The organism is Mesorhizobium sp. RCAM 05104 (assembly GCF_059683645.1).
Genome location: NZ_CM185033.1, coordinates 5,277,436 through 5,301,957, shown reverse-complemented (window position 1 = coordinate 5,301,957; position 24,522 = coordinate 5,277,436). Strand labels below are relative to the sequence as shown.

Annotated in this window: 23 protein-coding genes; 12 read left to right on the top strand and 11 right to left on the bottom strand. The window is 63.4% G+C overall.

Annotated elements, in window-relative coordinates:
- The first annotated feature begins 5 nt into the window (after nucleotides 1-5).
- The 3 genes from AC56QP_RS25920 to AC56QP_RS25910 all read left to right on the top strand — a co-directional run bounded on the left by AC56QP_RS25920 (nucleotide 6) and on the right by AC56QP_RS25910 (nucleotide 4,451).
- Nucleotides 6-1,061 (top strand): M14 family metallopeptidase, encoded by a 1,056-nt coding sequence (locus tag AC56QP_RS25920; RefSeq protein WP_489862877.1) that lies wholly within the window; start codon nucleotides 6-8, stop codon nucleotides 1,059-1,061.
- A gap of 247 nt (nucleotides 1,062-1,308) precedes the next feature.
- On the top strand, nucleotides 1,309-3,498 hold the full coding sequence (locus AC56QP_RS25915) for an anthranilate synthase (RefSeq protein ID WP_489862878.1): 2,190 nt from the start codon (nucleotides 1,309-1,311) through the stop codon (nucleotides 3,496-3,498).
- Nucleotides 3,499-3,503: 5 nt separating this feature from the next.
- On the top strand, nucleotides 3,504-4,451 hold the full coding sequence (locus tag AC56QP_RS25910; RefSeq protein ID WP_489862879.1) for a cation diffusion facilitator family transporter: 948 nt from the start codon (nucleotides 3,504-3,506) through the stop codon (nucleotides 4,449-4,451).
- Between the two features lie 242 nt (nucleotides 4,452-4,693).
- On the opposite strand, the gene AC56QP_RS25905 is transcribed toward AC56QP_RS25910, so the two are convergent.
- Nucleotides 4,694-5,803: a hypothetical protein gene (locus AC56QP_RS25905; RefSeq protein ID WP_489862880.1), complete on the bottom strand. Its 1,110-nt coding sequence runs from the start codon at nucleotides 5,801-5,803 to the stop codon at nucleotides 4,694-4,696.
- Nucleotides 5,804-5,903: 100 nt separating this feature from the next.
- Between AC56QP_RS25905 and AC56QP_RS25900 the strand changes: the two genes are divergently transcribed.
- The 3 genes from AC56QP_RS25900 (at nucleotide 5,904) to AC56QP_RS25890 (ending at nucleotide 7,557) form a co-directional block, all read left to right on the top strand.
- Nucleotides 5,904-6,341, top strand: coding sequence for a DsrE family protein (locus tag AC56QP_RS25900; protein ID WP_489862881.1), 438 nt, complete (start codon nucleotides 5,904-5,906; stop codon nucleotides 6,339-6,341).
- 61 nt (nucleotides 6,342-6,402) lie between these two features.
- Nucleotides 6,403-7,185: an SDR family NAD(P)-dependent oxidoreductase gene (locus tag AC56QP_RS25895; RefSeq protein WP_489862882.1), complete on the top strand. Its 783-nt coding sequence runs from the start codon at nucleotides 6,403-6,405 to the stop codon at nucleotides 7,183-7,185.
- Nucleotides 7,186-7,248: 63 nt separating this feature from the next.
- On the top strand, nucleotides 7,249-7,557 hold the full coding sequence (locus AC56QP_RS25890) for a putative quinol monooxygenase (RefSeq protein ID WP_489862883.1): 309 nt from the start codon (nucleotides 7,249-7,251) through the stop codon (nucleotides 7,555-7,557).
- A gap of 178 nt (nucleotides 7,558-7,735) precedes the next feature.
- Here the strand turns inward: AC56QP_RS25890 and AC56QP_RS25885 are convergent, their stop codons facing one another.
- Entirely contained in the window at nucleotides 7,736-8,431 is a 696-nt protein-coding gene (locus AC56QP_RS25885) for an outer membrane protein (protein ID WP_489862884.1), read from the bottom strand.
- Nucleotides 8,432-8,970: 539 nt separating this feature from the next.
- Here AC56QP_RS25885 and AC56QP_RS25880 point away from each other — a divergent pair.
- Nucleotides 8,971-10,071 (top strand): AbrB family transcriptional regulator, encoded by a 1,101-nt coding sequence (locus AC56QP_RS25880; RefSeq protein ID WP_489862885.1) that lies wholly within the window; start codon nucleotides 8,971-8,973, stop codon nucleotides 10,069-10,071.
- A 34-nt stretch (nucleotides 10,072-10,105) separates the two neighbouring features.
- On the opposite strand, the gene AC56QP_RS25875 is transcribed toward AC56QP_RS25880, so the two are convergent.
- The 5 genes from AC56QP_RS25875 to AC56QP_RS25855 form a co-directional block, all read right to left on the bottom strand.
- On the bottom strand, nucleotides 10,106-11,383 hold the full coding sequence (locus AC56QP_RS25875) for an MFS transporter (RefSeq protein WP_489862886.1): 1,278 nt from the start codon (nucleotides 11,381-11,383) through the stop codon (nucleotides 10,106-10,108).
- Nucleotides 11,380-11,709, bottom strand: a complete 330-nt coding sequence (locus AC56QP_RS25870) for a hypothetical protein (RefSeq protein WP_489862887.1) — start codon at nucleotides 11,707-11,709, stop codon at nucleotides 11,380-11,382. The genes AC56QP_RS25875 and AC56QP_RS25870 overlap by 4 nt, the downstream gene beginning before the upstream one ends.
- Nucleotides 11,710-11,711: 2 nt before the next feature.
- Complete coding sequence (locus AC56QP_RS25865; protein ID WP_489862888.1) at nucleotides 11,712-12,275, bottom strand: isochorismatase family protein; 564 nt, start codon at nucleotides 12,273-12,275, stop codon at nucleotides 11,712-11,714.
- Between the two features lie 38 nt (nucleotides 12,276-12,313).
- Nucleotides 12,314-12,775, bottom strand: coding sequence for a MarR family winged helix-turn-helix transcriptional regulator (locus AC56QP_RS25860; protein WP_497100986.1), 462 nt, complete (start codon nucleotides 12,773-12,775; stop codon nucleotides 12,314-12,316).
- 91 nt (nucleotides 12,776-12,866) lie between these two features.
- Nucleotides 12,867-13,754, bottom strand: coding sequence for a LysR family transcriptional regulator (locus AC56QP_RS25855; protein ID WP_489862890.1), 888 nt, complete (start codon nucleotides 13,752-13,754; stop codon nucleotides 12,867-12,869).
- Between the two features lie 145 nt (nucleotides 13,755-13,899).
- Here AC56QP_RS25855 and AC56QP_RS25850 point away from each other — a divergent pair, with 145 nt between their 5' ends.
- The gene (locus tag AC56QP_RS25850; RefSeq protein WP_489862891.1) at nucleotides 13,900-15,432 is read left to right on the top strand and encodes an MFS transporter; all 1,533 of its coding nucleotides are present in this window, start codon (nucleotides 13,900-13,902) and stop codon (nucleotides 15,430-15,432) included.
- A 2-nt stretch (nucleotides 15,433-15,434) separates the two neighbouring features.
- Here the strand turns inward: AC56QP_RS25850 and AC56QP_RS25845 are convergent, their stop codons facing one another.
- Genes AC56QP_RS25845 through AC56QP_RS25835 form a run of 3 tightly spaced genes read right to left on the bottom strand, consistent with a single transcriptional unit; the run spans nucleotide 15,435 to nucleotide 17,696 of the window.
- Nucleotides 15,435-15,749: a nuclear transport factor 2 family protein gene (locus tag AC56QP_RS25845; protein WP_489862892.1), complete on the bottom strand. Its 315-nt coding sequence runs from the start codon at nucleotides 15,747-15,749 to the stop codon at nucleotides 15,435-15,437.
- Nucleotides 15,749-16,525, bottom strand: coding sequence for an esterase family protein (locus AC56QP_RS25840; RefSeq protein ID WP_489862893.1), 777 nt, complete (start codon nucleotides 16,523-16,525; stop codon nucleotides 15,749-15,751). Before AC56QP_RS25840 ends, AC56QP_RS25845 begins: the two co-directional genes overlap by 1 nt.
- Nucleotides 16,526-16,529: 4 nt before the next feature.
- The gene (locus tag AC56QP_RS25835; protein ID WP_489862894.1) at nucleotides 16,530-17,696 is read right to left on the bottom strand and encodes an ATP-grasp domain-containing protein; all 1,167 of its coding nucleotides are present in this window, start codon (nucleotides 17,694-17,696) and stop codon (nucleotides 16,530-16,532) included.
- Between the two features lie 423 nt (nucleotides 17,697-18,119).
- Here AC56QP_RS25835 and leuA point away from each other — a divergent pair, with 423 nt between their 5' ends.
- From leuA to AC56QP_RS25815, 4 genes are all read left to right on the top strand, one after another.
- Nucleotides 18,120-19,874, top strand: coding sequence for a 2-isopropylmalate synthase (leuA, locus tag AC56QP_RS25830; protein WP_489862895.1), 1,755 nt, complete (start codon nucleotides 18,120-18,122; stop codon nucleotides 19,872-19,874).
- Between the two features lie 184 nt (nucleotides 19,875-20,058).
- Nucleotides 20,059-21,831, top strand: a complete 1,773-nt coding sequence (locus tag AC56QP_RS25825; RefSeq protein WP_489862896.1) for a tetratricopeptide repeat protein — start codon at nucleotides 20,059-20,061, stop codon at nucleotides 21,829-21,831.
- 213 nt (nucleotides 21,832-22,044) lie between these two features.
- Entirely contained in the window at nucleotides 22,045-22,848 is an 804-nt protein-coding gene (locus AC56QP_RS25820; RefSeq protein ID WP_489862897.1) for an alpha/beta fold hydrolase, read from the top strand.
- A gap of 111 nt (nucleotides 22,849-22,959) precedes the next feature.
- Nucleotides 22,960-23,577, top strand: coding sequence for a hypothetical protein (locus AC56QP_RS25815; RefSeq protein WP_489862898.1), 618 nt, complete (start codon nucleotides 22,960-22,962; stop codon nucleotides 23,575-23,577).
- Here the strand turns inward: AC56QP_RS25815 and AC56QP_RS25810 are convergent.
- On the bottom strand, nucleotides 23,561-24,484 hold the full coding sequence (locus tag AC56QP_RS25810) for a metallophosphoesterase family protein (protein WP_489862899.1): 924 nt from the start codon (nucleotides 24,482-24,484) through the stop codon (nucleotides 23,561-23,563). The two genes, AC56QP_RS25815 and AC56QP_RS25810, sit on opposite strands and share 17 nt — an antisense overlap.
- Nucleotides 24,485-24,522 lie beyond the last annotated feature (38 nt).

The window sequence follows — 24,522 nt, the reverse complement described above, 5'->3', positions numbered from 1 at the left end:
ATCCCATGCAGAAATCGATCGAACGCATCGCCGGCGAAAGCGAAGGCGTTTCCTACGAATTCCCGGTGTTCCGCTTTGCCGGTGCCGACAAGGCCGCCCCATCCGCCTATCTGCAGGCCGCACTCCATGCCGGCGAGTTGCCGGGCGTCGTCGCCATCGACGCGCTGATGCCGATGCTCAACAAGGCCGAGGCCGAGGGCCGCATCAAGGGCAACATCACCATCGTGCCCTGGGCCAACCCGATCGGCCGGGCACAATATCACTTCGGCGAACATCAGGGCCGCTTTCATCTGGGCACCCGCACCAACTTCAACCGCGGCTTTCCGCTGCTCGCCGCCCCCGACCCGGCACTCTTGCCCAACACCAGCCTTGGCGGCGCCGACCAGCGGCTGAAAAGCCGGTTGCTGCAGCTTTCGCTCGGCCACGACATCGTGCTCGACCTGCATTGCGACGATGAAGGCCTCGCCTATCTCTACGTCCACACCAGCCTGTGGCCGGCCATGGCCGATTGCGCCGCCGCCATGGGCGTCGAGGCGGTCGTGCTGTGGGGCGAAGACACCGACGGCACCTTCGAAGGCGCCTCGATCATGCCCTACCAGAACGTTCCCGCCGATGTGGCCAAGCTCGACCGGCGCGTCGCCACCACGGTCGAATATCGCGGCATTCTCGATGTCGACGGCGCCCTGGCCGCCGCCGACGCCGACGGGCTCTATCGGCTGCTGGTGGCGCGTGGCGTGATCGTCGATAGCGCCCTGCCCACGCCCGGCCCCTTCACCGGCGTCGTTGCCCCGCTGGAGAACATCGACATGATGCCGGCGCCACGGGCTGGCGCTGTGCTTTACGACGTGAAAGCCGGCGACCGCGTCGCCAGGGGCGATCGCCTCGCCACCATCGTCCATGCGCCGGGCGAAGCCGACGGCCGCACCGAAGTGTTCGCGCCCCAGGACGGTCTCATCCTGACGCGCCGCTCGCGCCGCATCATCCGCGCCGGCGAGGACCTCTTGAAACTGGTCGGCGACAGGAAGAGCGCCGACGCCAGATCAGGCACGCTGGAGGACTGAACTTCACCGCCATCATGGAATCCAGTTGCGCGGCTGTTCAATCGCCGCTATGGGAATCCGCATGAACATGCGTTCGACCAAGACCATTTGGTGGTGGGCCTGCTGACAGCGGCCTGTTCGAACGCGTGCGCGTGAAAATAGAGGGTGGCCGCAACGGAAAGTCCGGGCGGCCATTTGTTTTTTCAAGCCATTCCCGGGTCCGTTGCCCCAAGAAGCTGACATACCCAAGACGCTGATGGAGACGGCAATGACGATGAAGGTTCTGGAAAACGGCGCTGAACGCTTCGTGACGGCGGGTGGCGTAACCATCACCCGCGAGCGCCACGACCGGCCTTATGAGGGCGCGATCGACAGCTATGTCGATGGCTTGAATGCGCGCCGGGGCGCGGTGTTTTCCTCGAACTACGAATATCCCGGCCGCTACACGCGCTGGGACACGGCCATCATCGATCCGCCGCTGGTGATCTCGGCACGCGGCCGCGCCATGCGCATCGAGGCGTTGAACGGCCGTGGCGAAGTGCTGTTGCCGGTCATCGGCAAGGCGCTGGACAGCCTGGCCGATGTCACCGTCGTCGAGACGTCGAAGAAACTGATCCGCCTCGACGTCGCCAAACCCGGCCGTGTCTTCACCGAGGAGGAGCGCAGCCGCGTCCCTTCCGTCTTCGCAGTGCTGCGCGCCATCACTGCCCTGTTCAAGACCGAGGAAGACGCCAACCTTGGTCTCTACGGCGCCTTCGGCTACGACCTCGCTTTCCAGTTCGACCCGGTCGACTACAAGCTCGAGCGCAAGCCGAGCCAGCGCGACCTTGTGCTGTTCCTGCCCGATGAGATCCTGGTCGTCGACCACTATTCGGCCAAGGCCTGGACCGATCGTTACGACTATGCGGGCGAAGGATTTTCGACCGAAGGCCTGCCGCGCGATGAAATCGCCGAGCCGTTCAAGATCGCCGACCGCATCCCGCCGCGCGGCGACCACGAGCCGGGCGAATACGCCAACCTGGTGCGCCGCGCCATGGAGAGCTTCAAGCGTGGCGACCTGTTCGAGGTCGTGCCCGGTCAGATGTTCTACGAGCGTTGCGAGACGCAGCCGTCCGAGATTTCGCGCAAGCTGAAGTCGATCAACCCCTCGCCCTATTCCTTCTTCATCAATCTGGGCGAAGGCGAATATCTGATCGGCGCCTCGCCGGAAATGTTCGTGCGCGTCAATGGCCGCCGTGTCGAGACCTGCCCGATCTCGGGCACCATCAAGCGCGGCGACGACGCCATCTCCGACTCGGAGCAGATCCTGAAGCTGCTCAACTCCAAGAAGGACGAATCCGAGCTCACCATGTGCTCGGACGTCGACCGCAACGACAAATCGCGGGTCTGCGAGCCGGGTTCGGTGCGCGTCATCGGCCGCCGCCAGATCGAGATGTATTCGCGCCTGATCCACACCGTGGACCACATAGAGGGCCGTCTGCGCGAAGGCATGGATGCCTTCGACGCCTTCCTGTCGCATGCCTGGGCGGTCACCGTCACCGGCGCGCCGAAACTGTGGGCCATGCGCTTCATCGAGCAGAACGAGAAGAGTCCGCGCGCCTGGTATGGCGGCGCGATCGGCATGGTCAACTTCAACGGCGACATGAATACAGGCCTCACCCTTCGCACCATCCGCATCAAGGACGGCATCGCCGAAGTGCGCGCCGGCGCCACATTGCTGTTCGACAGCATTCCCGAGGAAGAAGAAGCCGAAACCGAACTGAAGGCATCCGCCATGCTCTCCGCCATTCGCGACGCCAAGGCAGGCAATTCCGCCAGCACCGAGCGCACCACCGCGCGCGTCGGCGACGGCGTCAACATCCTGCTCGTCGACCACGAGGACAGTTTCGTCCACACGCTGGCCAACTATTTCCGCCAGACCGGCGCCAATGTCTCGACCGTGCGCTCTCCGGTTCCGGAGGAGGTCTTCGACCGGCTGAAGCCCGATCTCGTCGTGCTGTCGCCCGGCCCCGGCACACCGAAGGACTTCGACTGCGCCGCGACCATCAAGAAGGCGCGTGCCCGCGACCTGCCGATCTTCGGCGTCTGCCTTGGCCTGCAGGCCCTGGCCGAGGCCTATGGCGGTGAACTCAGGCAACTGCACATACCGATGCACGGCAAGCCGTCGCGCATCCGCGTCTCCAAGCCTGGCATCATCTTCTCCGGCCTGCCCAAGGAAGTCACCGTCGGCCGCTACCACTCAATCTTCGCCGATCCGGTGCGCCTGCCCGACGATTTCATCGTCACGGCGGAGACCGAGGACGGCATCATCATGGCTTTCGAGCACCGCAAGGAGCCGATCGCCGCGGTGCAGTTCCACCCGGAATCGATCATGACGCTCGGCCACAATGCCGGCATGCGCATCATCGAGAACATCGTCGCCCATCTGCCGCGCAAGGCCAAGGAAAAGGCCGCCTGACGTCGATGGCCGAAACCGAAAGCACGATGGCGATCGCGGCCAAGGCCGCAGCGAAGCGCAAGGTCGCCAACCTTGCCTTCTGGTCGATCGTGGTCGCCTTTGTCGTGCTCGGCCTGAAGCTTGCCGCCTGGTACGTCACTGGCTCCGTCGCCCTCTACTCGGACGCGCTGGAATCAATCGTCAACGTCATTGCCTCGGTCGCCGCCTTCTGGGCGATCCAGGTCAGCTACAAGCCGGCCGACCAGGATCATCCCTTCGGCCACCACAAGGCGGAATACTTTTCGGCGGTTTTGGAAGGCGTGCTGATCGTGCTCGCCGCCCTTTTGATCCTCAATGAGGTCTGGCGCTCCTGGCAGGCGCCCGCGCCGCTCGACCAGCCCTGGAAAGGCCTTGCCATCAACGGTGTCGCCACCGTCATCAACGCCTTCTGGGCGTGGACGCTGATCCGCGCCGGCAGGGCGGAGAAATCGCCGGCGCTGGTCGCCGACGGCAATCATATCATGACCGATGTCGTCACCTCGATCGGCGTCTTCGGCGGTCTGGTCGGCGCGATATTGACCGGCTGGCAGATCCTCGATCCGGCACTCGCCGTCATCGTGGCGCTGAACATCCTGTGGCAGGGCTGGCACGTGATCGGCTCGTCGATGAACGGCCTGATGGACCGCGCCGTCGATACGCAGGCGCACATGCGCATTCGCGACGTCATCTCGGCCAATTGCAAGGGCGCGCTCGAGGTGCACGACCTGAAGACGCGCATCGCCGGCCGCGCCACCTTCATCGAGTTCCATCTGGTCGTCGATGCCGACATGACGGTCGGCGCCAGCCATGTCATCTGCGACCGCATCGAGGATGCGCTGAAGGCCGAGATCCCCTCGGTGCGCGTCACCATCCATGTCGAGCCCGACGATGAGGCGAAGCTGCCGAAGGGCACGACGGCCGTGCCCTTCGCGTAAGGCGATCCTCCGTCACGACCTTGGAAAATTAGCCGAAGCCTCTCGACCTCGTCATCCACGGGCGGAGCAAGAGCGAAGCTCCGTCGCGGAGACCCGAGGATCCATGCCGCGACCTGGGACGAAGCATGCAGCGAAACAGAATCTGCACCGCAGCAGCGCTCAGAAGTCACGGCATGGATCCTATGGTCTGCGCCGCGTCGCCTCGCTCCTTGCTCCGCCATAGGATGACGAAGCACTGCTGTTCAAGGCGCGCAGGCCGATTGCGGCATCGGCTGCAGCCGGTAGACCTTGTCGTCGGATTTCGTCTTGCCGTCGGCGGCCTTCGAACACAGATCGACGATCGCCAGGCTGCTGTTGGGATTGGCCAGCATCATCGTGCCATTGGCGCCGCGTTTGAGGAAAATCTCCTTCCGCGCGATGTCGCAGGAGAAATCGCTCATCTTCGAACTTGCCGCGCAGCGCCACTGGTCGGCCTCGCCTTGGCAGGAATAGGTCTGCGTGACCTTGCCCGATTTCTGCCGCGTGGTGACCGAGACGGCGATATCGGCGCCGTCAGGCCAGTTGGAGGCATCGCCGCCCGAAGCGAAGGACGCCAGTTCCACCGGCCCGCGGAAAACCCTGATCGACTGCGTCAGCTGGTTGGGATGCGAGCTGAGATGCGCTGCGTCATAGTCGCGGCCGTAGCAGAACGCCTGGTCGGGCTTCAGCCGCTCGCGCAACGGGGGCCCGAGCGCCGGATCGATGGGATCGATGCGCGCGAACTCCGCCTTGCAGGTCGCGGCCGGCATCGGGTCGAGGCGGAAATTGTCGTCCTCCTTGCCCAGCGCCTGCCTGTCATATTCCGCCTTGCCGAGTTGCTCCTCCGAATCCGGATCCAGGTAGATATCGGGCGACAGGTCGGACAGCAGCAGCCGTCCGTTCTCGTCGACCTTCAGCGACGCCAGCGTGCGGTCGCAGTCCATGCCGCAATGGATCGGGCCGGTCTTGCCGTCCTCGGACTCGTGGTTGCACCAGCCCCCTGCCCATTCCGGCGCCTTGGCGCCGCGCACGGTGGTGGTGACGAAGGCATTGTAGGACGTGTCGGAGGGGGCCGGTTCCTCGTTCGGACGGCTGACCGGATCATGGCCGTAGTAGAAGAAGATCCGCGCTACCTTCTGCTTCGGGTGTGCCTTCAGATGGGCGGCATCATAGACACGGCCGAAACAGGCATCGGCACCGTTCGGGCTGAGTTCGGTGAGCTTGAGCGCATCATCGGCCAAGGCCGATCCGGCAAGCACGCCAAGCAGCGCGGCGCCAAATCCGGCGCGAGCAACTGTCTTCCATTCCGAAAACGCCCATCCCCTTAATGCCATGTAACCTCTCCTCCCATCGACAGGATGCAACGTCATTTTATGCTAGTATTGTAGCCACAGCCACGCAACTTGCGGTGGCCGCCAAGCGGAGGAGGATGCGATGCGCCGGCGTGATATGTTCCGCGCGGTTCTTGCCGGAACCGGAGCGTTTTTCGGCCTGCGCGTGGAGCAGGCAGCGGCCACGGAGCCCGCCAGGCAGAAGGTCGCCTACCACCTCAGCGATCTCGACAAGGTCAATTTCGTGCTCGGCAACATCAAGAACCACTATGACGGCACCGGCGGCAATGTCGACATCGTGCTGGTCGTGCATGGTCCAGCGCTTGCCGCCTTCAAGTCGAAAGGCATATCGGCCGCGGTCTCCGGCCGCTTCGCCGGCCTGGTGCGGCAGGGGCTTGAGCCGCAGGCCTGTGCCAACACCATGCAAGGCATGGACATTTCGCTCGCCGACCTGCTCGCGGGTTTCCATGCCGCCGACAAGGGCGGTGTCGTCAAGCTCGCCGAACTGCAAGGCCAGGGCTACGCCTATCTGCGTCCCTGAGGCTTGAACATCCGGGGGGCAAAGGCCTACGAAGGACGGCAACCATCCCGGAGGAACAGCCGTGCCAGCCACCACCACACTCAGCATCCCCGATCTCGCCGGCAAGGCGGTACTGGTCACCGGTGCCTCGACCGGCATCGGGGCGGCACTCGCGCTGGCCTATGCCGAGCAGAAATCCAGGGTGGCGCTGCACTACAATTCCAGCCGCGACGCCGCCGAAAAGCTCGGCAAGACGATTGCCGACAAGGGCGGCGAGGTGTTCCTCGTCCAGGGTGACTTTTCCGTTCCCGCCGATGTCGAACGCGTCGTCGAGGACAGCGCGCGGCATTTCGGCCGGCTCGATGGGCTGGTCAACAACGCCGGCGGCATGCTTGGCCGCGTGCCCTATGCCGAGCAGACCGAAGCGCATTACGACGCGGTGATGGACCTCAACGCGCGTTCGGTGCTGACCGCGTCGCGCAAGGCAATCCCATGGCTGAAGAAGCAGGGCGGATTCATCATCAACACATCGTCGATCGCCGCCCGCAACGGCGCCGCCGGCGGCGCCGGGCTGTATGGTTCGGCCAAGGCGTTCGTCTCCAATGTCACGCGCGGCATGGCCAAGGAACTGATCGGCTTCGGCATCCGCGTCAACGCGGTGGCGCCGGGCGTCATACTCACACCCTTCCATGAGCGCTATTCGACCGAGGAGCAGATAAGGGGCATGGTCGCCACCATTCCCCAGGGGCGCGCCGGCACCGCGCAGGATTGCGTCGGCGCCTATCTGTTTCTCTCTTCCGATCTTCTGAGCGGCTATATCACCGGCCAGGTGATCGAGGTGAATGGCGGCCAGTTGATGCCTTGAGCGGCGGCCTGCATACTGGCGATCTGCATATTCTTGTCGAAAACCTTGAAGGGAGACAATGGAATGTACGGACTGATCGGCAAGATGCGGGCGGCGCGCGGCCAGCGTGACGCGGTCATGGACCTCCTGCGCGCCAGCACCCGTGCCCTGCCGGGTTGCCTGAGCTATATCATCGCCCGCGACCCCGCCGATGCCGATGCGATCTGGGTCACCGAAGTGTGGACCGACGCCGAAAGCCACAAGGCCTCGCTGCAGCTTCCCGAAGTCCAGGCGGCGATCGCCAAGGCGCGGCCGTTCATCGCCGGCTTTGAATTCCAGGTCGAAACCCACCCAGTCGGCGGCTTCGGGCTCGCCGACGGCAAAACCGGCTAGGCTCAGGACTCACTGATTGATCCAGAAGGTGGCGTTGGCGGCGATGCAGATGGCAGACATGAAGGTGCACACACCGCGGTCATAGCGAATAGGATACGCCCCCAATCCTTGCCTGCCGAACATGTTCGCTGTGGCGCACGCGATAGATTGCGGCGTCGTGCGGGATCGGTACCAGAGATCAAAATTTGTAGGCCAGACCAATTCGCACATCCTGCGACGTGAGCTCGATTTCTTGGTCGTTGGAGAACCCCGGCAGGAACGGTTGTTGGGTCTCGCTGCCGAAGTCAGCATACCGATATTCGGCGCGGAATATCAGGTTGTCCGTGAAGGCGTAGTCCACGCCAGCGCCAATCGTCCAGCCCGTCATCACTTCGTTGATTTCACCGTCGGCCCCTACATAATCGTAGGTTCCCTTAACCTGCGCGAACGCCAAGCCGCCCGTGACGTAAGGGAGCCACCGGTCAACGGCATAGCCGAGTCGACCGCGTAGCGCGCCTGTCCATTCGACATCGGTAGACACAGCGTTCGGGGGATTGGGAACCCCTGCCGCCGACACGATGATATCCGGCCCGCCGTTTTGACCGCTCCAGGCGATGTCACCCTCGACGCCAAGGACCATGTTGTTCGAAAACTGGTAGTTATAACCGGCGTACCCGCCGAAAACCCCGCCGTCGGCGTTGTTGTGCGCGGTCTCGTTCGTGCCGCCAAGCAGATGGTCGGAATCACCCCAACCATAGCCACCCTGCACGCCCAAATAGCCGCCGCTCCAGTTGAATGTCGAAGCGACTGGAGCTACCGCCATCGGGTCGGCGGCGAATGCGGCGCTGGTCATCAGGGTCGCAACAAAGGTCCAACCAAAAATCGAAGTCCGCATACTACTCAGCCCCAGCAAAATTCAGAGTTACCGCCTGACTTTTCTCCTAACAGCAAGCGCGGTCCTACGCAGTCCCATTTTTGTCACAACTGAGCGAAATAGAACTGTTCATGACGACTGATGCCTGTAGGCGGTCATAGATTTGCGCTGCGATTCTTCATGATAGCTGCGCGCAGCAAGTTTCCGGGGGTGGATGACAAGGAAGACGGTGGCTAAGAAGAGCCAAGAGCGCATCACCTACGCGTGGCTGTATGGTGCACAGCCCGGCAAGGAGCGAGTCCTCCCGCTACCCAAACAAGATTTTATGGCGAAAGCTTAAAACAAGCGCGCCTCAGAAACGATGGTTCAGCCCTACCATGACGGCCTGCATCGTTAGGCTCCGGTCGAAGTGATCAACTGTGAATTGTGGACCTTTGCCTGGAGTTCGCTGAGATGAAGCGGTTCTGCGTTTCCGCGAAACGATGAACCGCTCCAAGGCAGGCATCCTTTTTCGGCGCGGCGGGGTTCGCATCGTCCCGCTTCGAGTCTAAGACCAAAGAATGGATTCCTCGGCCGAACAGCCCCCAGACCAGCCCGGCGTCGAGCGCATGGCGCGCCTGCACAAGCTCTGGCAATGGCTGGCCCTGCTGGTCGTCTCGACGCTGTTTGCCGGTGCGCTGGAACTCGCCGCGCTGCCGGCGGCGTTGCTGATCGGACCGATGCTGGCGGCGATCGTCGCCGGCACCAACGGCGCCAGGGTGCGCGTACCGCGCCTTCTGTTCGGCGCCGCCCAGGCAGTCGTCGGCTGCCTCGTCGCTGCGTCGATCTCGACTGGCATCTTTCCCGTTTTCTACCGGGAATGGCCGCTGTTCCTCGGTGTGGTGATTGCCACCGTCACAGCCTCCAGCCTGCTCGGTTGGCTGATCAGCCGCTGGCGCATCCTGCCCGGCACCACCGCCGTCTGGGGCTCGTCGCCAGGTGCCTCCACCGCCATGGTGCTGATGGCCGGCGCCTTCGGCGCCGACCAGCGCCTCGTCGCCTTCATGCAATATCTGCGCGTCATCTTCGTGTCGATGACCGCGGCTCTCGTTGCCAAGATGTGGGTCGACACGTCAGGCGTTGAAGTCCCCGCCATCATCTGGTTTCCGCCGATCGATCCGCATGCCTTCGCCGCCACCATCGGCATCGCGCTTGTCGGCGGCCTGTCGGGAAAACTGCTCAGGCTGCCCTCGCCCTTCTTCCTCGGCACCTTCATCCTCGGCTCCATCACCCATCTCGGCCTTGGCGTGGAAATGCAGTTGCCGCCATGGCTGCTGGCCGTCAGCTACGCCTTGGTCGGCTGGTCGATCGGCCTGAACTTCACCCGGCCGATCCTGCGCCATGCGGCGCGCGCCTTGCCGCAGATCATTGCCTCGATCGTGGCCTTGATCGCCTTTTGCGGCGGCCTCGCCTTCATGATCAGCCATCTGCTCGGCATCGATCCGCTGACCGCCTATCTGGCGACCAGCCCCGGCGGCATGGACAGCATCGCCATCATCGCCGCCGCCGCGCACAACGTCGACATCTCCTTCGTCATGGCATTGCAATCGGCACGCTTCCTGATCGTGCTGCTGCTCGGCCCGAGCGTGGCGCGGTTGGTGGCGAGGAACGTGAGGGAGTGAAAGGATCTGGCTCCGCGAATGCCGGGACATGCATCTAGGCTTCGATCGTCTCGCCATCCATCACGAAATGGAAGCGCCCGGCGTCGAAGCGCAGACGCAGCCGACGATACCGCACGAAGTAGCGAACCCCTACGACAACCGCGGACAAACCGGCCAGCGCTCCAACGCCAAGCGCCCAGCGCGGGCTGAAACTGTCGGCCACCCAGCCGACGATCGGCGCGCCAATGGGGGTGCCGCCAAGCGCAATGGCCATCAGGATCGCCATCACGCGCCCGCGCATGGCAGGCTCGGTTGAGAGCTGCACTAGGCTGAGCGTCGAGGTGGTGATCGTCTGGGCGGAGACGCCGATGACGACGAGTGCGAGGCCGAACAGCCAGTAATTGGGCATGATCGCGGCCAGGCCGAAGCCAAGGCTGAAGATCGCGATCCCGGCCAGAAGAAACACCAGGCGCGGCTGCTCGCGCCTGGCGGCCAGCAGCGCGCCGACGACCGATCCAATCGCCATGGTCGACGTCAGCAGCCCGTATTGGCTGGCACCGGCGTGAAAGACGGTGACTGACATGGTCGAGATGAAGATTGGGAAGTTGAAGCCGAACGTACCGATCAGGAAAAGCATGAGAAGGATGGCTCTTAGATCGGGGCGTTTCCAGACATAGCGAAAACCCTCAACAAGGCTTCCACGGCCCCGCTGCGCCTTGTCCTTGAGATGCAGCTCACCGATGCGCAGCAGGCAAAGCGAGCCGAGCACGGCGGCAAACGACGCCGCGTTGATCAGGAAGACCCAGCCTGAGCCGACGGAAGCGATCAGGACCCCGGCTACCGCCGGGCCGATCATCCGCGCCGCGTTGAAGGATGTCGAGTTCAGCGCCACCGCGTTCGACAGATCGGTCTCGCCGACCAGATCCGAGACGAATGTCTGCCGCGCCGGCGCGTCGAACGCGGCGGCGGAGCCGAGCAGGAGCGCGAACACATAGACCTGCCACAACTGAACGAGGCCGGAGACGGTGAGCAGGCCGAGGCCAAGCGCAAGCAGGCCCATGGTGCCTTGCGTGGCGAGCAACAGCTTGCGCCGGTCGAGACGATCGGCGGCAAAACCCGTCCATGGCAGCAGGAGGACCTGCGGCGCGAACTGCAGCGCCATCACCACGCCCATCGCGGTCGCGTTGTTGTGGGTCAGCTGGGTCAGCACCAGCCAGTCCTGCGCGGTGCGCTGCATCCATGTTCCCACATTGGACACGATCGCGCCGCCAGCCCATATCCGATAGTTGAAATTGGCCAGTGAACGGAACGTGCCTTTTGCCGGAGCGCTCATCCGTCGGCCGGGAAATTGCCGCCGTTGAAGAGGCCGAACATGCGTGCCATCACCACGCCCATGAGGAGGGTGCCCAGCCCCAGCGCGACGACATTAGCCGTGGATCGCAGGTCGAAATCTCCGACGCGGAGCACCAGGAGATAACCGATCGCCAGGTTCAGAAACCCCCACAGCACGTTCACCGTCGAGGAGGAGCGTCCCTCGCCGCGCGGCTTGGCGAAGGGACTTTGAAAAGGCCGCCCCATCACGCCACTGACGAAATGCGGCACGGCATTAGTCAGCACAGCGCCGCCGAAGAAATAGGACGCACAGTCGATCCATTGCATCGTCAGGCACTCCCCTTGGCCAGGAGATCGAGGATGTCCCGCGTCGTGCCGCTTTCGCCCAGCCTCGGGAAGATATGCGCGATGCTGTTGGTGTGGGCATCAAGGTTGGTATCGGTCATGGCGTCGAGGGCGAGCGTAACGTTGAACCCCAGATCGCGGGCATGGCGGGCTGTCGCCTCAACACCCATGCTGGTGGCGACGCCGGCGATCACCACCTGGGTTACGCCCTCGCCCTTCAGCCACGCTTCGAGATCAGTGTTGACGAAGGCACCCGCCGTCCGCTTTGTCACCGTGTGGTCTGTCGGCTGCTGCCTCAATTCGGCGACAAGATCGGTCCAGCCGGCGGGACGGGCTCCCAGGCGAGGGGCCTGCTCCGTCCGGCCAGGAGGCGCGCCGGCAACATTGACGAGCACGACCGGCAACTCACGAGCCCGGAACGCTTCGGCGAGCGTGCAGGCCTGCTTCACGACCTCGGCCATCGAATGGACAGAAGGCAAGGAGACGATGCCTTTCTGCAGGTCGATGACGACGAGTGCCGTTTTCTGGTCAAGCGTGGTGACTGCCATCCGTGTTTTCCTTCCGATGGTTGGAGCCGGACGATTGATTAAAAGTCCGCGAGACGTCTAAGCAGTTCGACGGCGCCTGCGAGTTGCTCCTGCTCCTCGCGGTCAAGCTTCATCTGGACGGCGCGGAACAACCAATCCTGCCGGGCTGCCCGCCCGGTCGCGATCATCTCCCGGCAGGCGGGTGTGAGCGACAGGATGGTCTGCCGGCCATCGGCCGGATCCGGCGTACCTTGCACCAGACCGGCCACTTGCAGTGCTGAAATAATGGCGCCCATCGATTGCGGACGCATATCCTGAGCGCGCGCCAGCGTCGTGACCGTCGCCGGACCCTCTCGGTCAAGATGCAGCAGCGCCGACTTCTGCGACGTGGTGAGGTCGCCGGTATCAGCCTGTTCGCGCAGACGCCGGATCAGCCTGCCGGCTACAACCCGAAGCTCCGCCGCCAGCGCCAGAGCACGCGCGGCTTCGGGGTCGTTCTGCGGAGGCAATTGATCTTTCATCCTCGCCTTGTGGCACATACGAAGGTAAGCTTCAAAGTTTTCCTTTGTATGTGAAAATCACAAGGCCGTGAGCCGCTCGGCTCACCTTGGCCTACCGCCCTTCAGCCAGCCGCTCGGGAAGGAAATCGACGAACACACGAACCTTCGGCGACAGATGGCGATTAGAGGGCCACAGCAGCCGGAACTGGCCACGCCCATCGACATGATCATCGAGGACGGTGCGCAGCCTGCCGTCGTGCAGCGCCTCGCGCACCAGGAAATCGGGCATGCAGCCGATGCCGAGGCCGGCGATGGTGGCGCCCTTCAACGCTTCCATGTTGTTGCAGGTCAGCCTCGAGCGTATCCGCGGTTCAGCACCCCCGGCAATGAACGGCCAGTCGAGCAACCTGCCGCTGTTGAGAAAGCGGAAGTTTATGCCGAAATGCCTGATGAGATCCGCCGGCACGCCGGGGCTGCCGTGGCGGTCGAGGTAGGAGGGCGCCGCGCACAACAGCATACGAAAGGGCGCAACGGGTCTCGACACCAAGCGTGAATCGGGCAGTTCGCCACTTCGGATCGCGACATCGATGCCTTCGTCGATCACATCCACAATGCGATCGTTGAAATCGATATCAAGCTCGATCTCGGGATAGCGCTCCATGAACTCCGACAACACCGGCAGCAGCAGGTGATAGGTGACAATCGGGGTCGAGACGCGCAGCCGCCCGTGCGGCGTTTCGCGTGTCCGCGACAGCATCGCCTCGGCATCGTCGATGTCGTCGAGGATGCGGCGCACCCGCTCGTTGAACAGCCCGCCCTCCTCGGTCAGTCCGATCCGCCGCGTGCTGCGCTGCAGGAGCCGCACCCCGAGCTCCTGTTCGAGCCGGGCCACGCTCTTGCCGACAGCGGAAGCCGAGATGCCGAGCGCTCGGCCGGCGGCGACGAAACTGCCGAGCTCGGCGGTGCGGGCAAAGGCCATCAGGCCGCTGAGACGATCCATAGCATCAATTCATTCGAGCGTTTCAGTCCGGTATATCTGGAGATAAAATACCATTTTTCCGCAAATGTCGTCGACCTATCTTGTCGTTGATACCGGCGCCGCGACCACAACGTGCCGGCGGATTCTGCTTCAGATAGGAAAATCCATGACCTTGAAGACGAGAACCGGCTCGGCCGAGAGATGGCTCGTGCTCTTGTCGGTATGCCTTGCCGCGATGACGATGCCCTTGACCTTCACCGGCCCGGCCGTCGCGCTCTCCCGCATCGCGGCCGATCTCGGCGGCAGCCCGATCGCGCTCAACTGGGTGACCAACGCCTTCATGCTGACTTTCGGCGCCAGCCTGATGGCGGCCGGAGCGCTGGCCGACAACCACGGCCGCAAGCGGATTTTCCTCTCCGGCCTCTGCCTCTATGTCGCCGCATCACTGGGCGCGATGCTGGCGCCCGACATCGTCTGGTTCGACATGTTCAGGGCGGCGCAAGGGATCGGCGGTGCCTTGGCCTTCGCCGGCGGCGCCTCGGCACTTGCCCAGGAATTCGAGGGACCGTTGCGGCTGCGTGCCTTCAGTTTCCTCGGCACCAGTTTCGGCATCGGCCTCGCCTTCGGCCCGATCGCCTCCGGCCTGCTCATCTCCGCATTTGGCTGGCGGTCAATCTTTGTTCTGGTCGCCGCGCTCGCGATCGCAGCCGCGGGGCTGGGCCTGCGCACCATCAGCGAATCCCGCGACCCGGAAGCGACCGGCCTCGACTGGGCGGGAGCCGGCACTTTCATCGTCGCGCTGGCTTCGCTGACTTATGGTGTCTTGCAGGCGCCACAGAGCGGTTGGGCCGATCCCCTCGTCATCGCCCTGCTTGCAACGGCGGTCCTCTTCTTCGCCGCGTTCGTGATCGTCGAGCGGCGTGTGCGGCGGCCGATGCTCGATCTCACCTTGTTTCGCTTTCCCCGCTTCGTCGGCGTCCAGTTCCTGGCAGCGGCGCCCGCCTATGGCTTCGTCGTGCTGCTCGTGCTCTTGCCGATCCGCTTCATCGGCATCGAAGGGATGAGCGAGATCAAGGCGGGGCAATTGATGATCTGCCTCTCGGGGCCATTGCTGATCCTGCCCCTGCTCGCCGGCCAGCTGGCGCGCTGGGTCGCGCCGGCCACAATCTGCGGCGCGGGCCTTCTCACCGCCGCCGCTGGGCTTGGCTGGCTGAGCATGACACCACCGGTCGACACCGCGCTGGTGGCGCCGCTGATGTTGATCGGCGTCGGTATCGCCCTGCCCTGGGGGCTGATGGACGGGCTTGCCGTCAGCGTCGTGCCAAGGGAACGCGCCGGCATGGCGGTCGGCATTTTCAACACCACCCGCGTCGCTTGCGAGGGCGTGGCGCTGGCCATCGTCATGGCGACCCTGTCGGGCTTCACCGCGGCACAACTCGCCGCTCAGGGAACGACTTCCAGGGATGCGGCCGCGGCGGCGCGGTTTCTGGTGACCGGCAGCCTCAGTGAAACGGCGCAGCATTTGCCGACGACCAACGCCACCGTTCTGGTCCATGCCTACGAAGCGGCATTCGACAGGCTGCTGATCGTGCTGGCGGCCATCACCGTCATGACCGCCCTTGTCGTCTTCCTCGGCCTGCGTCGAGGATCGGCAGCGGAACAGGATGCTGTCCCTCTCCCTGTGTGCCAGGAAGGGTGACGTCAGGCGATGACGAGGCTCGCTATGCGATCGCCGTCCAGCGTGAAGGTCATGTCGCCCTCGCCGTTGAAGCCGTCGCCTGCGACGGCGATGCGGACGCGGTAGCTGCCTTCAACCGGCGCGATGCGGATGATGCGAAGATGGGACTTCACGCCGATATTGTCCGACTGGTTCCAGCGGGCGATCTGCTCGCGGCCCTGGAACGATCGTCCCCAGTCGCTCAAAAACGCGTCGTCGGCAAAGGCGCCAAGAAAAGCTTCGGTATCGCTTTCATTGGTGGCCTCGACAAAGCGGCGGATGGGTTCTGGTGTGGTCATCAGTCAAGCCGATGCATCAGGTCATCATCCAGCCAGCGACCAAAGAAATAGACCAGTTGCTTGTGCCACCACGGCCAGTCATGGCTGACGTCGCCACCCCAATAGTCGACCCAGGCGGGAATGGACTTGTCGCGCAGGATCTGTTCTAGCTTGCGCGTCTCGACCAGCATCCGCTCTTCCCAGGCGCCTTGCCCGCAGCAGAAGATCAGCCGCAGCGCCTTCAGGCGGCCAAGCAGCTTCTGGTCGACGATGCCGGGCAGATAGTCGAGCGGCGAATTGTAGAAGATGTCGCCGTCCAGCGCCTTGCCGAAGAAGTCGCGGGCCGAATAGACGCCCGACAGCGCGATGACGCCGATGGCCAGTTCCGGAAAGCGGAAAACGAAGTTCGACGAGTGGTAGGCGCCCATCGAACAGCCTGAGAACAGTGGCTTCAGCTTGCGCCCGCCATTGGCTTGCGCGGCCATGGACAGGAACTCCGGCAGTGCCTCCTCGCGCAGATAGCGGAAATAGGCCTCGTGACGGGCGATGCGATGCGCGGCCTCGGCATGCTTGTCGAAGAAGGACTCCGAATCGATGCCGTCGACCGTGAACAGCTGGATACGGCCGGTGTCGATGAACTCGGCCAGAGCGCCCACCCCGCCCGAATCCTCGAACTGGTAAAACCGTCCTTGCGAGGTCGGGAAGACCACAACTGGCCGGCCGGCATGGCCATAGCGCTTGTATTCCATGTCGCGGCCGAGATTGCGCGAGAAATCCTTGTGATAGGATATGTCCATCGCCTCACGCCTTTTCCGCGTGGATGTAGGCGACCGCCTCGCGCAGCGCCGCCGCGTCCTTCGAGCGCATCTGGTAGGCGTAATTTCCCATGGCGCGGCTGAAAACCTCTTCGATGGCCTGATGGTGGACGATCTTGTCGCGGTGCGCCGCTAGCACGTCCTCATGGCTGTGCAAATAGTGGAGGTGGCGCTTGCGGCTGGCGTAGGCGGTGAAATACTTGCCCTCATAGGGGCCACTGGCGGCGTCCTTGACCACCATGTCGGCCCAGGCCGCATAGACGTCGATGTCGAACGTGTAGTTGATCGCATCGGTCATCCAGGCGCCGGGCGGTCGCATGTTGACCTCCAGCGCGATGACACGGTCGTCGCTGGTCTCGAACAGCTCGATGTGGAAGAAGCGCTCGCGCACGTCGAACGCCTTCAGGATCTTGCGGCCAGCCTCCTCGACCGCCGGGCTGATCCGGGGGAAGCAGGTGTAGCTCATGTGGCGGTCCTTGTTGACCACCTCCATGACGCTCTGGTCGTAGCGGTGGCTGGCGGCCAGCACCACCTCGCCGTCGCGGTTGACCAGCCCGTCGAACGTCACCACCAGCCCCTCGATGAACTGCTCCATGACGAAGGTCACATCCTCGGGCTTGTCCTTGAAGAACTGATCGAGTTCCCTGGCGTTGGAGATCTTGAAGGTGTTCGAGGCGCCGGAGCCGGTGTCGGGCTTGACCACCACCGGATAGCCGACGCGGCGGATGAAGGTCATGGCCCCGGTTCGGTCGGAGCATTTGCGCTGCGCGATGGTGTCCACCCCGCTCTTGCGGAAGAAGGCGCGCATGCGGCTCTTGCGTTTCAGGTTCTTCACGAAATCGAGCTTGGTGCCGTAGATGTTGAAGTCGGTGCGGATGTTGGCTTCCAGCTCCAGCCAATGCTCGTTGAGCGATTCAAACCGGTCGATGCGGCCCCATTTGTGGATGAAATGACCCATCGCCCGGAACACGGGCTCATAGTCCTCCATGTCGGCGACACGGTAGTATTCCGAAAGCGCTGCCTTCAGCTTGCCGTCCAGCGCGTCATAGGGTGCATCGCCGATGCCGAGCACCGTGGCCCCGGCCTTCTTCAGCCGATCGCAAAAATCGGCGCCGTTGGTGGGAAAATGCGGCGAGAAGAACACGAAATTCATGGATGACCCCTCCCGACGACAGGACATCGCGGCCCCATCGACGTCCAAGTCTGGCGCATTTGCAGCGCGCGGGGAAGAGCACTCGCGTTGGGGATATTGCTCGACAAACACGGGCCCGCCATGCGGTCCCACTTGCCTCTCACGAGCCGCTCCTGTATGAGAGCCGCCATGAACACGCGCGCCACCAACGCTACCCGTCCGACCGGTTTTCCCGGTGAGACCGTGCGCGCGCTGGCTTCCACCCTGCTGCTTCTCGGCCTTATCGGCGATCGCCGGGTTCGCTGAAGGAGCGCCCGGCGGTCGAACCGCCGCGCAAGCGCATGCTCCTTGGCACTCACATCAAGCGAACGAAAATCTGGTAAAGGCGCCACTCGCCAGCACTCCGTCTGAAGGCGGATCCGCGGGCCGCCGGGAGAAACGACGATGAACGCACGAGAAGAAATCCGCCCTGATGCCGCGGTAGCCGGCAAGGACACCGCAAAGAGCATGAAGAGCCGGGGCATGCCTGATGCGGCCCGCAAATATCAACCCTATCCGACCGTTGGCCTCACCGACCGCACATGGCCCTCGAAGGTCATCGACAAGGCGCCGATCTGGTGCTCCGTCGACCTGCGCGACGGCAACCAGGCGCTGATCGATCCGATGGGCCACGATCGCAAGGCGCGCATGTTCGCGTTGCTGCTCGACATGGGCTTCAAGGAGATCGAGATCGGTTTCCCCTCCGCATCGCAGACCGATTTCGATTTTGCCCGTTGGTGCATCGAAGAGGGCAACGTGCCCGCCGATGTCTCGCTGCAAGTGCTGGTGCAGTGTCGGCCGGAACTGATCACCCGCACCTTCGAGGCGCTCAAGGGCGCCACCAACCCGATCGTCCATTTTTACAATTCGACCAGCGAATTGCAGCGCCGCGTCGTCTTCGAAAAAGACATCGGCGGCATCAAGCGCATCGCGACCGACGCCGCCAAGATGATCACCGACATGGCTGCCAAGGCTGGCGGCGGCTTTCGCTTCGAATATTCGCCGGAAAGCTTCACCGGCACCGAACTCGAAGTAGCGCTGGAGATCTGCAACGCCGTCACCGAGATCGTCAGGCCGACCCCCGACAACAAGCTGATCATCAATCTGCCGTCGACGGTCGAGATGTCGACGCCCAACATCTATGCCGACCGCATCGAATGGATGTGCCGCAACCTCGACAACCGTGAGAACCTGCTGATCTCGCTGCATCCGCACAATGACCGCGGCACCGGCGTCGCCACCACCGAACTCGGCCTGATGGCTGGCGCCGACCGCGTCGAAGGCACGCTGTTCGGCAATGGCGAGCGCACCGGCAACGTCGACATCGTCACCTTGGCGCTCAACATGTACACGCAAGGTGTCGATCCGGGGATCGACTGCTCCGACATCAACCGGATGAAGGACGTCTATGAATATTCGAACCAGCTGAAGATCCCCGAGCGCCACCCCTATGTCGGCGAGCTCGTCTACACGGCCTTTTCCGGTTCGCACCAGGATGCCATCAACAAGGGCATGAAGGCGCTGAAGAAGGCCAACAAGAGCCTGTGGGAAGTGCCTTATCTGCCGATCGATCCGGCCGATGTGGGCCGTAGCTACGAAGCGATCATCCGCATCAACTCGCAGTCGGGCAAAGGCGGCATCGCCTATGTGCTGCAGGCCGATTACGGCCTCAACCTGCCGCGCAACCTGCAGATCGAATTCAGCCAGGAAATCCAGGCGATCACCGATGCCGAGGGCAAGGAAGTGCCGGCCAGGCGCATCTACGAGCGCTTTCTCGAGACCTATGTCGACCAGCCCGGCGCGCGGCTGAAATTCCTCGATCACCACACCTATCCGGACACTGCGGTCAAGGGCCGACGCGTGGTCGAGGCGACCATCCTCGACAACGGCAAGGAAGTGACGATATCAGGCACCGGCACGGGTCCGATCGACGGTTTCGTCGATGCACTGTCGCGTCATCTCGGCGTCGAGATGTCGGTTCTCGACTATTCCGAGCACTCGATGCAGCGTGGCTCGAACGCCTCGGCCATCTCCTATGTCGAGATGGAATATCCTGATGGCAAGCTGTTCGGTGCCGGCATCAACACCAACATCGTTGCCGCTTCGCTGGAAGCGGTGACGTCCGCCGCCAACCGTATCGTCGGCAAAAGGGCCGGTTGAGGCGCGACCAGAACGAAGGTCGGGACTATCCCCATCTGGTGATCGGTTCCGATCCTTCGCATCATTAACCACCGCTGAATTATCCGGTGGGGTACGTGATCGCATAATGGGTGTATACTTGTGTGGTGGTGCGGGAACGATATGATCGCGCCTCAACCTGTGCCGACTTCGAAAGGATCGACACTTGCAGCATGCGACGCCTGCCGCCCCCGCAGTGCGCGAGACACTGGAGCGACTGCTTGCCAGCGAAACGTTCGGGAGATCCGAGCGCGCGCGTAAACTGCTTCGCTATCTTGTCGAGCGCGAGCAGGCAGGGGAAGCCGACAGGCTGAAGGGCTTCTCCATCGCCATGGACGTCTTCGGCAAGGACGGCGATTTCGATCCGTCGACCGATGCCGTGGTCCGGGTGCAGGCGGGCAGGTTGCGCGACCTGCTGCAACACTATTTCGCCAACGAAGGCGTCGCCGAGCCCGTCCGCATCGCCATTCCACGCGGCGGCTATGTTCCAGCCTATGAGCTCAATGCGATCCGCCTGCCGGAAGCCCTGGAGCCTGCCGGGCAAGTGGAGGCGGCGGCTCCATCCGAACGATCCAGCGACGCGGGAGACGCTGTTCCCGCCGCTGCATTGCTGGCACCGGCGGCCGCACCGGCCCCCTCGGTGGCGCGCCATCTCCAGTTCTTCTGGATGGCGATCGCCCTGGTCATCGCCATGCTCGGCATTCTCATCCTGCGTCAGGGCGATGGCGCCTTGCTGGCGGGAGGCGAGATGCCGGCATCGCTTGAGACCACCGGCCAAACCAGCAGCATCGTGCCGTCACCGGTGAGTGAGGCACTGCCGCTCGTCTATATCGCCGTCAAGGCCGATGGCCCCGAAGGCAACCGCGTCGCCGCGTCGCTGCGCGCCGGCCTGAGCAGCTTCGATACGATCGATTTCATCGGTCGCGACGCCGTCAACACGACCGATCCGGCTACCAATGCAACCAGCTTCCTCTTCGAGGTGCTGCCTGGACCTGACGCGGGCGATGTCACGATCGAATTGCAGAGCGTGGCAACCGGACGGGTGCTTTTGTCGCGCAACCTGACTGCCGACGACAGCACTCCGGCCACAGTCGAGGACAGTATCGCCGGCATCCTGAGTTCGGCCCTTCCCGCTTCCGGCACGATCTACAGTTATATCGAGCAAAGCGGCATTCAGAACGGCCTGACGCAGTGCCTGCTGCTCAACGGCAAATACTATCTCGACCAGAACGTCAGAACCCACGAGGCCGCTTATCGCTGCCTGGAAACCCTGGCCAACAGCGGTGCAAAATCATCGCTGGTTTATTCCGAACTCGCCTCGCTGCACCTCGAGGCAGTGAACGACCACTACGCCTATCCGCCGGATGCGACGATCGAGAGGGCGCTGACATTTGCCCACCGCGCAGTGCAGATGGGGCCGACCAGCCCTTCAGCGCATCGCGCCTATGGCTACATCTATTCGCGCCTTGGCAATGCCGACGAGGCGCTGCGTTGGATGCGCAAGGCCTATGACCTCAATCCCTACGATGTCGCAATGGCCGCCGCCTATGGCTATGGGTTGGTTTTCGCCGGCCGCTACGCCGAGGGAACACCGCTTCTGGCCCATGCCGTGGATGTCTCCAGTGGCCATCCGACATGGTGGGATTTCGGACTCTTCGCCGGCGAATTCATGCTTGGCGACATGGACAAGGCCACCATAGCCAGCAACGCGTTGAGAACGACTGCAACAAAATCGCATTATCTCGCCGCCCAGCTGATCGGCGCCAAGATCGCTGGCCATGACAATCAGGCGCGCAAGTTGATCGATGAACTGACCGCCAAATTTCCGAATTTTGCCGCCAATCCACGCGCAACCTTCGTCGACAGGAAATACCCGGCCGACCTGACCGATCGGCTGGTCAATGCCTTGCACGCCGCCGGGCTCGGCAACGCCAGCTAGCACGAACGACATGCAGGATCGTAGCATGACGCACCACGCCACGAAGAATACGGTGCGCTCCGATCACCAAGTGTCAATTGGCCTTGGGGTTCTGCCGGCAACCGCTGCCACTCGCGAAGATTTTACTGGCTATCGCCCTGGACAAGGAGCAATTCAGCCACATTCGATCTCGCGCATCCTGCAATAATAAATAATTCAAAGCCTTCAGCTTTCATGACCTCATCGCTTTTTGCCGCTGAACAGGGTGTTGGCTCGAAGACCATCGTCCTGCTGCATGGTTTCGGTGGCTGCCACGACGTCTGGCGCGAGGTGATCTCCTCGCTGGCGCCTTCCGCGCGCACGCTGGCCTATGATCTGCCGGGGCACGGGCTGTCGCTCGATTTTCCCGCGGCCGGTCCAGCCAAGGTGGCGGCAAAGGCCATTCTCGCCGATCTGTCGGCGCGTGGGCTGAAACGCGTTCATCTCGTCGGCCACTCGATGGGCGGCGCGGTGGCGACGCTGATGGCGTTGGCCGAGCCCGGAAAAGTGGCCTCGCTGACGCTTCTGGCTCCGGGCGGCTTTGGCCCCGAGATCAACGGCCCACTGTTGCGCCGCTATGCCGGCGCCGCCGACAAAGCCGAGATCCACGCTTGCCTTGCCGCCATGTCCGGCCCCCACAGCCTGCCTGCGGAGCGCATCGTCGACGTGCTTTGCGACATGCGCAAGCGTTCCGGCCAGTTGCCGAAGCTTGTCGAGATCGCGGCCGCCATGACCGCGGACGATCGGCAAGGCGTCATCCCGCGCGACCGCCTCGAAGGGCTGAACATGCCGGTGATGGTGGTGTGGGGAACCGATGACACGGTGCTGCCCTTTACCCAGGCGGATGGTCTGCCGCCGCATTTTCATGTGCATCATGTGCTGGAGGCCGGCCATATGCTGACCGAGGAAGCCCCCGATCTCGTCGCCGAGATCATTCGCCGCAACATCAACCGCCGCGCCAGGCGACATCGCTTGAAATTCGCCGCCGCGGCCAGCTGACTCTGTCGGGCGCGATACCTTCCGGAACGTCCTGATCCACCGATCTCGCCAGTGCATTTTGCCGGCGTCTGTGTTAACTCCGTGTTAACCAAACCCGCGAGGCGAACGCCAATGAAGGAAGCAGGCGAGAAGATAAACGATCCGTCGAAAACACTGTCCGACGCCATCCGTGATGTGAAGAATGCCTTTGCCGACCGTGACGACGTCGTCGTCGATATGCGCGAAGCTCATCGCATGCGTCTAGATCTGCTTGCCGCGGAACTGGCGCCGGTTTTTGCCGATGTTCCCGCCGACATGGACAATTTCGACTTCGTCGTCTCGTCCGGCTTGCAGCCGCGGCTGTGGATCGACGCCGTCAGCCATGTCGCGATGGGACGGGACCGCCGCACCTATCGCTTCCTCAGGGACACCCGCATCGGCCGTGTGGTGCTTGCTGAATCGACCGAGATGAAGCCCGTTGCGGATTCCGTGACGCGCTACGTCGCCGAACGTGTCGTCGAGCGTCAGAGGATGATGGAAGGTGGCGTCGAGCCGGCCGTCGCCGGCCTGAAACGCGCCGACGTTCGGGAAGCCGAGCCACCATTGCGGTCGACGACGCGCGGCGCGGGCTGGTCGGCGTTCCTGTCCGGCCTTGGCCTGATCGCCGCTGGCGCGCTGGTCGGGCTGGCGGTGTCGGTCGCCTTGTTCTGGGACCGCATCGTGGCCATGGTCCTCAGCTTGCGACCGTAGCGGCTGGAGCACCCAGTTCCAGCGTCTGCAGATCGGATGGCGGTATTGCTGGCCCGGTCAGGCCACGCCGGGTAAGCTGGATCCGCCAATTGCCCTTTTCGCCGTCGATGTCGAACAGATTGTACTGCGCCGCCGGGTGCTTGCTGCCCGGCGCCTGGCCGGCGGCGGCGACGCCGACCACCGGAACCCGGGTGCCCCGGATGCCGATGAAGAACAGTGACGGCAGGTGCGAATGGCCGTGCAGGACGAGCTCGGCGCCATGGCGCCGAATGATCTTGTGGAAACGGGCAATGCCGAACAGCCGCTTTTGCTGCGCGACCGCGCCGCGCACCGGCGGATGATGGATCATGATCACGCGAAACAGTCCTTGCTTGCCCGTCGCGTCGAGAATCTTGCCCAGCCGCCCCGCCTGCCCTTCCATGAAGAAACCGTTGGCCATGAACGGCGCGGTGGCGCGCGCCGTCGAGACGCCGATCAGCGCGACATCGCCGCGCTCGCGCAGATAGGGGAAGGCGTTGCGGTCGACCGGCGTGTTGATGCCGTCGCCGCTCATCCACGCCGCCCATGACCGGCAGACCTTGTCGAAGGCCCCGGGAACATAGGCGTCGTGGTTTCCCGGAACGACCGAAACGTCATGCGGCGATCCCAGCGTCTCCAGCCAGTGCCTGGCCATTTCGATCTCGGCGTCGAGCGCCAGATTGACCAGGTCGCCGGTGACGGCGAGGTGATCGGGGCTCCTCGCCTTGATGTCGGCGACGATCGTGTCGATGACGGCGTCATGCATGTGGCGGCGGCGATTGCGCTGCCAGTTGACGTAACCGAGCACCCGCTTGGAGGCGAGATCGCGATAGGTTACATCGGGAAGCGGCCCCAGATGGACATCGGAAATATGCGCGAGCCTGAACATCCGTCTTTCATAAGCGACGCGCTTCCCGCTTTCCACCC

Coding starts and splice junctions, on each gene's coding strand:
- AC56QP_RS25870 (WP_489862887.1), bottom strand. CDS start 11,709: ATGCAATGGATCGACTGTGCGTCCTATTTCTTCGGCGGCGCTGTGCTG.
- AC56QP_RS25915 (WP_489862878.1), top strand. CDS start 1,309: ATGACGATGAAGGTTCTGGAAAACGGCGCTGAACGCTTCGTGACGGCG.
- AC56QP_RS25835 (WP_489862894.1), bottom strand. CDS start 17,696: ATGAATTTCGTGTTCTTCTCGCCGCATTTTCCCACCAACGGCGCCGAT.
- AC56QP_RS25890 (WP_489862883.1), top strand. CDS start 7,249: ATGTACGGACTGATCGGCAAGATGCGGGCGGCGCGCGGCCAGCGTGAC.
- AC56QP_RS25855 (WP_489862890.1), bottom strand. CDS start 13,754: ATGGATCGTCTCAGCGGCCTGATGGCCTTTGCCCGCACCGCCGAGCTC.
- AC56QP_RS25860 (WP_497100986.1), bottom strand. CDS start 12,775: ATGAAAGATCAATTGCCTCCGCAGAACGACCCCGAAGCCGCGCGTGCT.
- AC56QP_RS25810 (WP_489862899.1), bottom strand. CDS start 24,484: ATGTTCAGGCTCGCGCATATTTCCGATGTCCATCTGGGGCCGCTTCCC.
- AC56QP_RS25910 (WP_489862879.1), top strand. CDS start 3,504: ATGGCCGAAACCGAAAGCACGATGGCGATCGCGGCCAAGGCCGCAGCG.
- AC56QP_RS25885 (WP_489862884.1), bottom strand. CDS start 8,431: ATGCGGACTTCGATTTTTGGTTGGACCTTTGTTGCGACCCTGATGACC.
- AC56QP_RS25840 (WP_489862893.1), bottom strand. CDS start 16,525: ATGGACATATCCTATCACAAGGATTTCTCGCGCAATCTCGGCCGCGAC.
- AC56QP_RS25900 (WP_489862881.1), top strand. CDS start 5,904: ATGCGCCGGCGTGATATGTTCCGCGCGGTTCTTGCCGGAACCGGAGCG.
- AC56QP_RS25875 (WP_489862886.1), bottom strand. CDS start 11,383: ATGAGCGCTCCGGCAAAAGGCACGTTCCGTTCACTGGCCAATTTCAAC.
- AC56QP_RS25850 (WP_489862891.1), top strand. CDS start 13,900: ATGACCTTGAAGACGAGAACCGGCTCGGCCGAGAGATGGCTCGTGCTC.
- AC56QP_RS25865 (WP_489862888.1), bottom strand. CDS start 12,275: ATGGCAGTCACCACGCTTGACCAGAAAACGGCACTCGTCGTCATCGAC.
- leuA (WP_489862895.1), top strand. CDS start 18,120: ATGAACGCACGAGAAGAAATCCGCCCTGATGCCGCGGTAGCCGGCAAG.
- AC56QP_RS25845 (WP_489862892.1), bottom strand. CDS start 15,749: ATGACCACACCAGAACCCATCCGCCGCTTTGTCGAGGCCACCAATGAA.
- AC56QP_RS25880 (WP_489862885.1), top strand. CDS start 8,971: ATGGATTCCTCGGCCGAACAGCCCCCAGACCAGCCCGGCGTCGAGCGC.
- AC56QP_RS25815 (WP_489862898.1), top strand. CDS start 22,960: ATGAAGGAAGCAGGCGAGAAGATAAACGATCCGTCGAAAACACTGTCC.
- AC56QP_RS25920 (WP_489862877.1), top strand. CDS start 6: ATGCAGAAATCGATCGAACGCATCGCCGGCGAAAGCGAAGGCGTTTCC.
- AC56QP_RS25905 (WP_489862880.1), bottom strand. CDS start 5,803: ATGGCATTAAGGGGATGGGCGTTTTCGGAATGGAAGACAGTTGCTCGC.
- AC56QP_RS25820 (WP_489862897.1), top strand. CDS start 22,045: ATGACCTCATCGCTTTTTGCCGCTGAACAGGGTGTTGGCTCGAAGACC.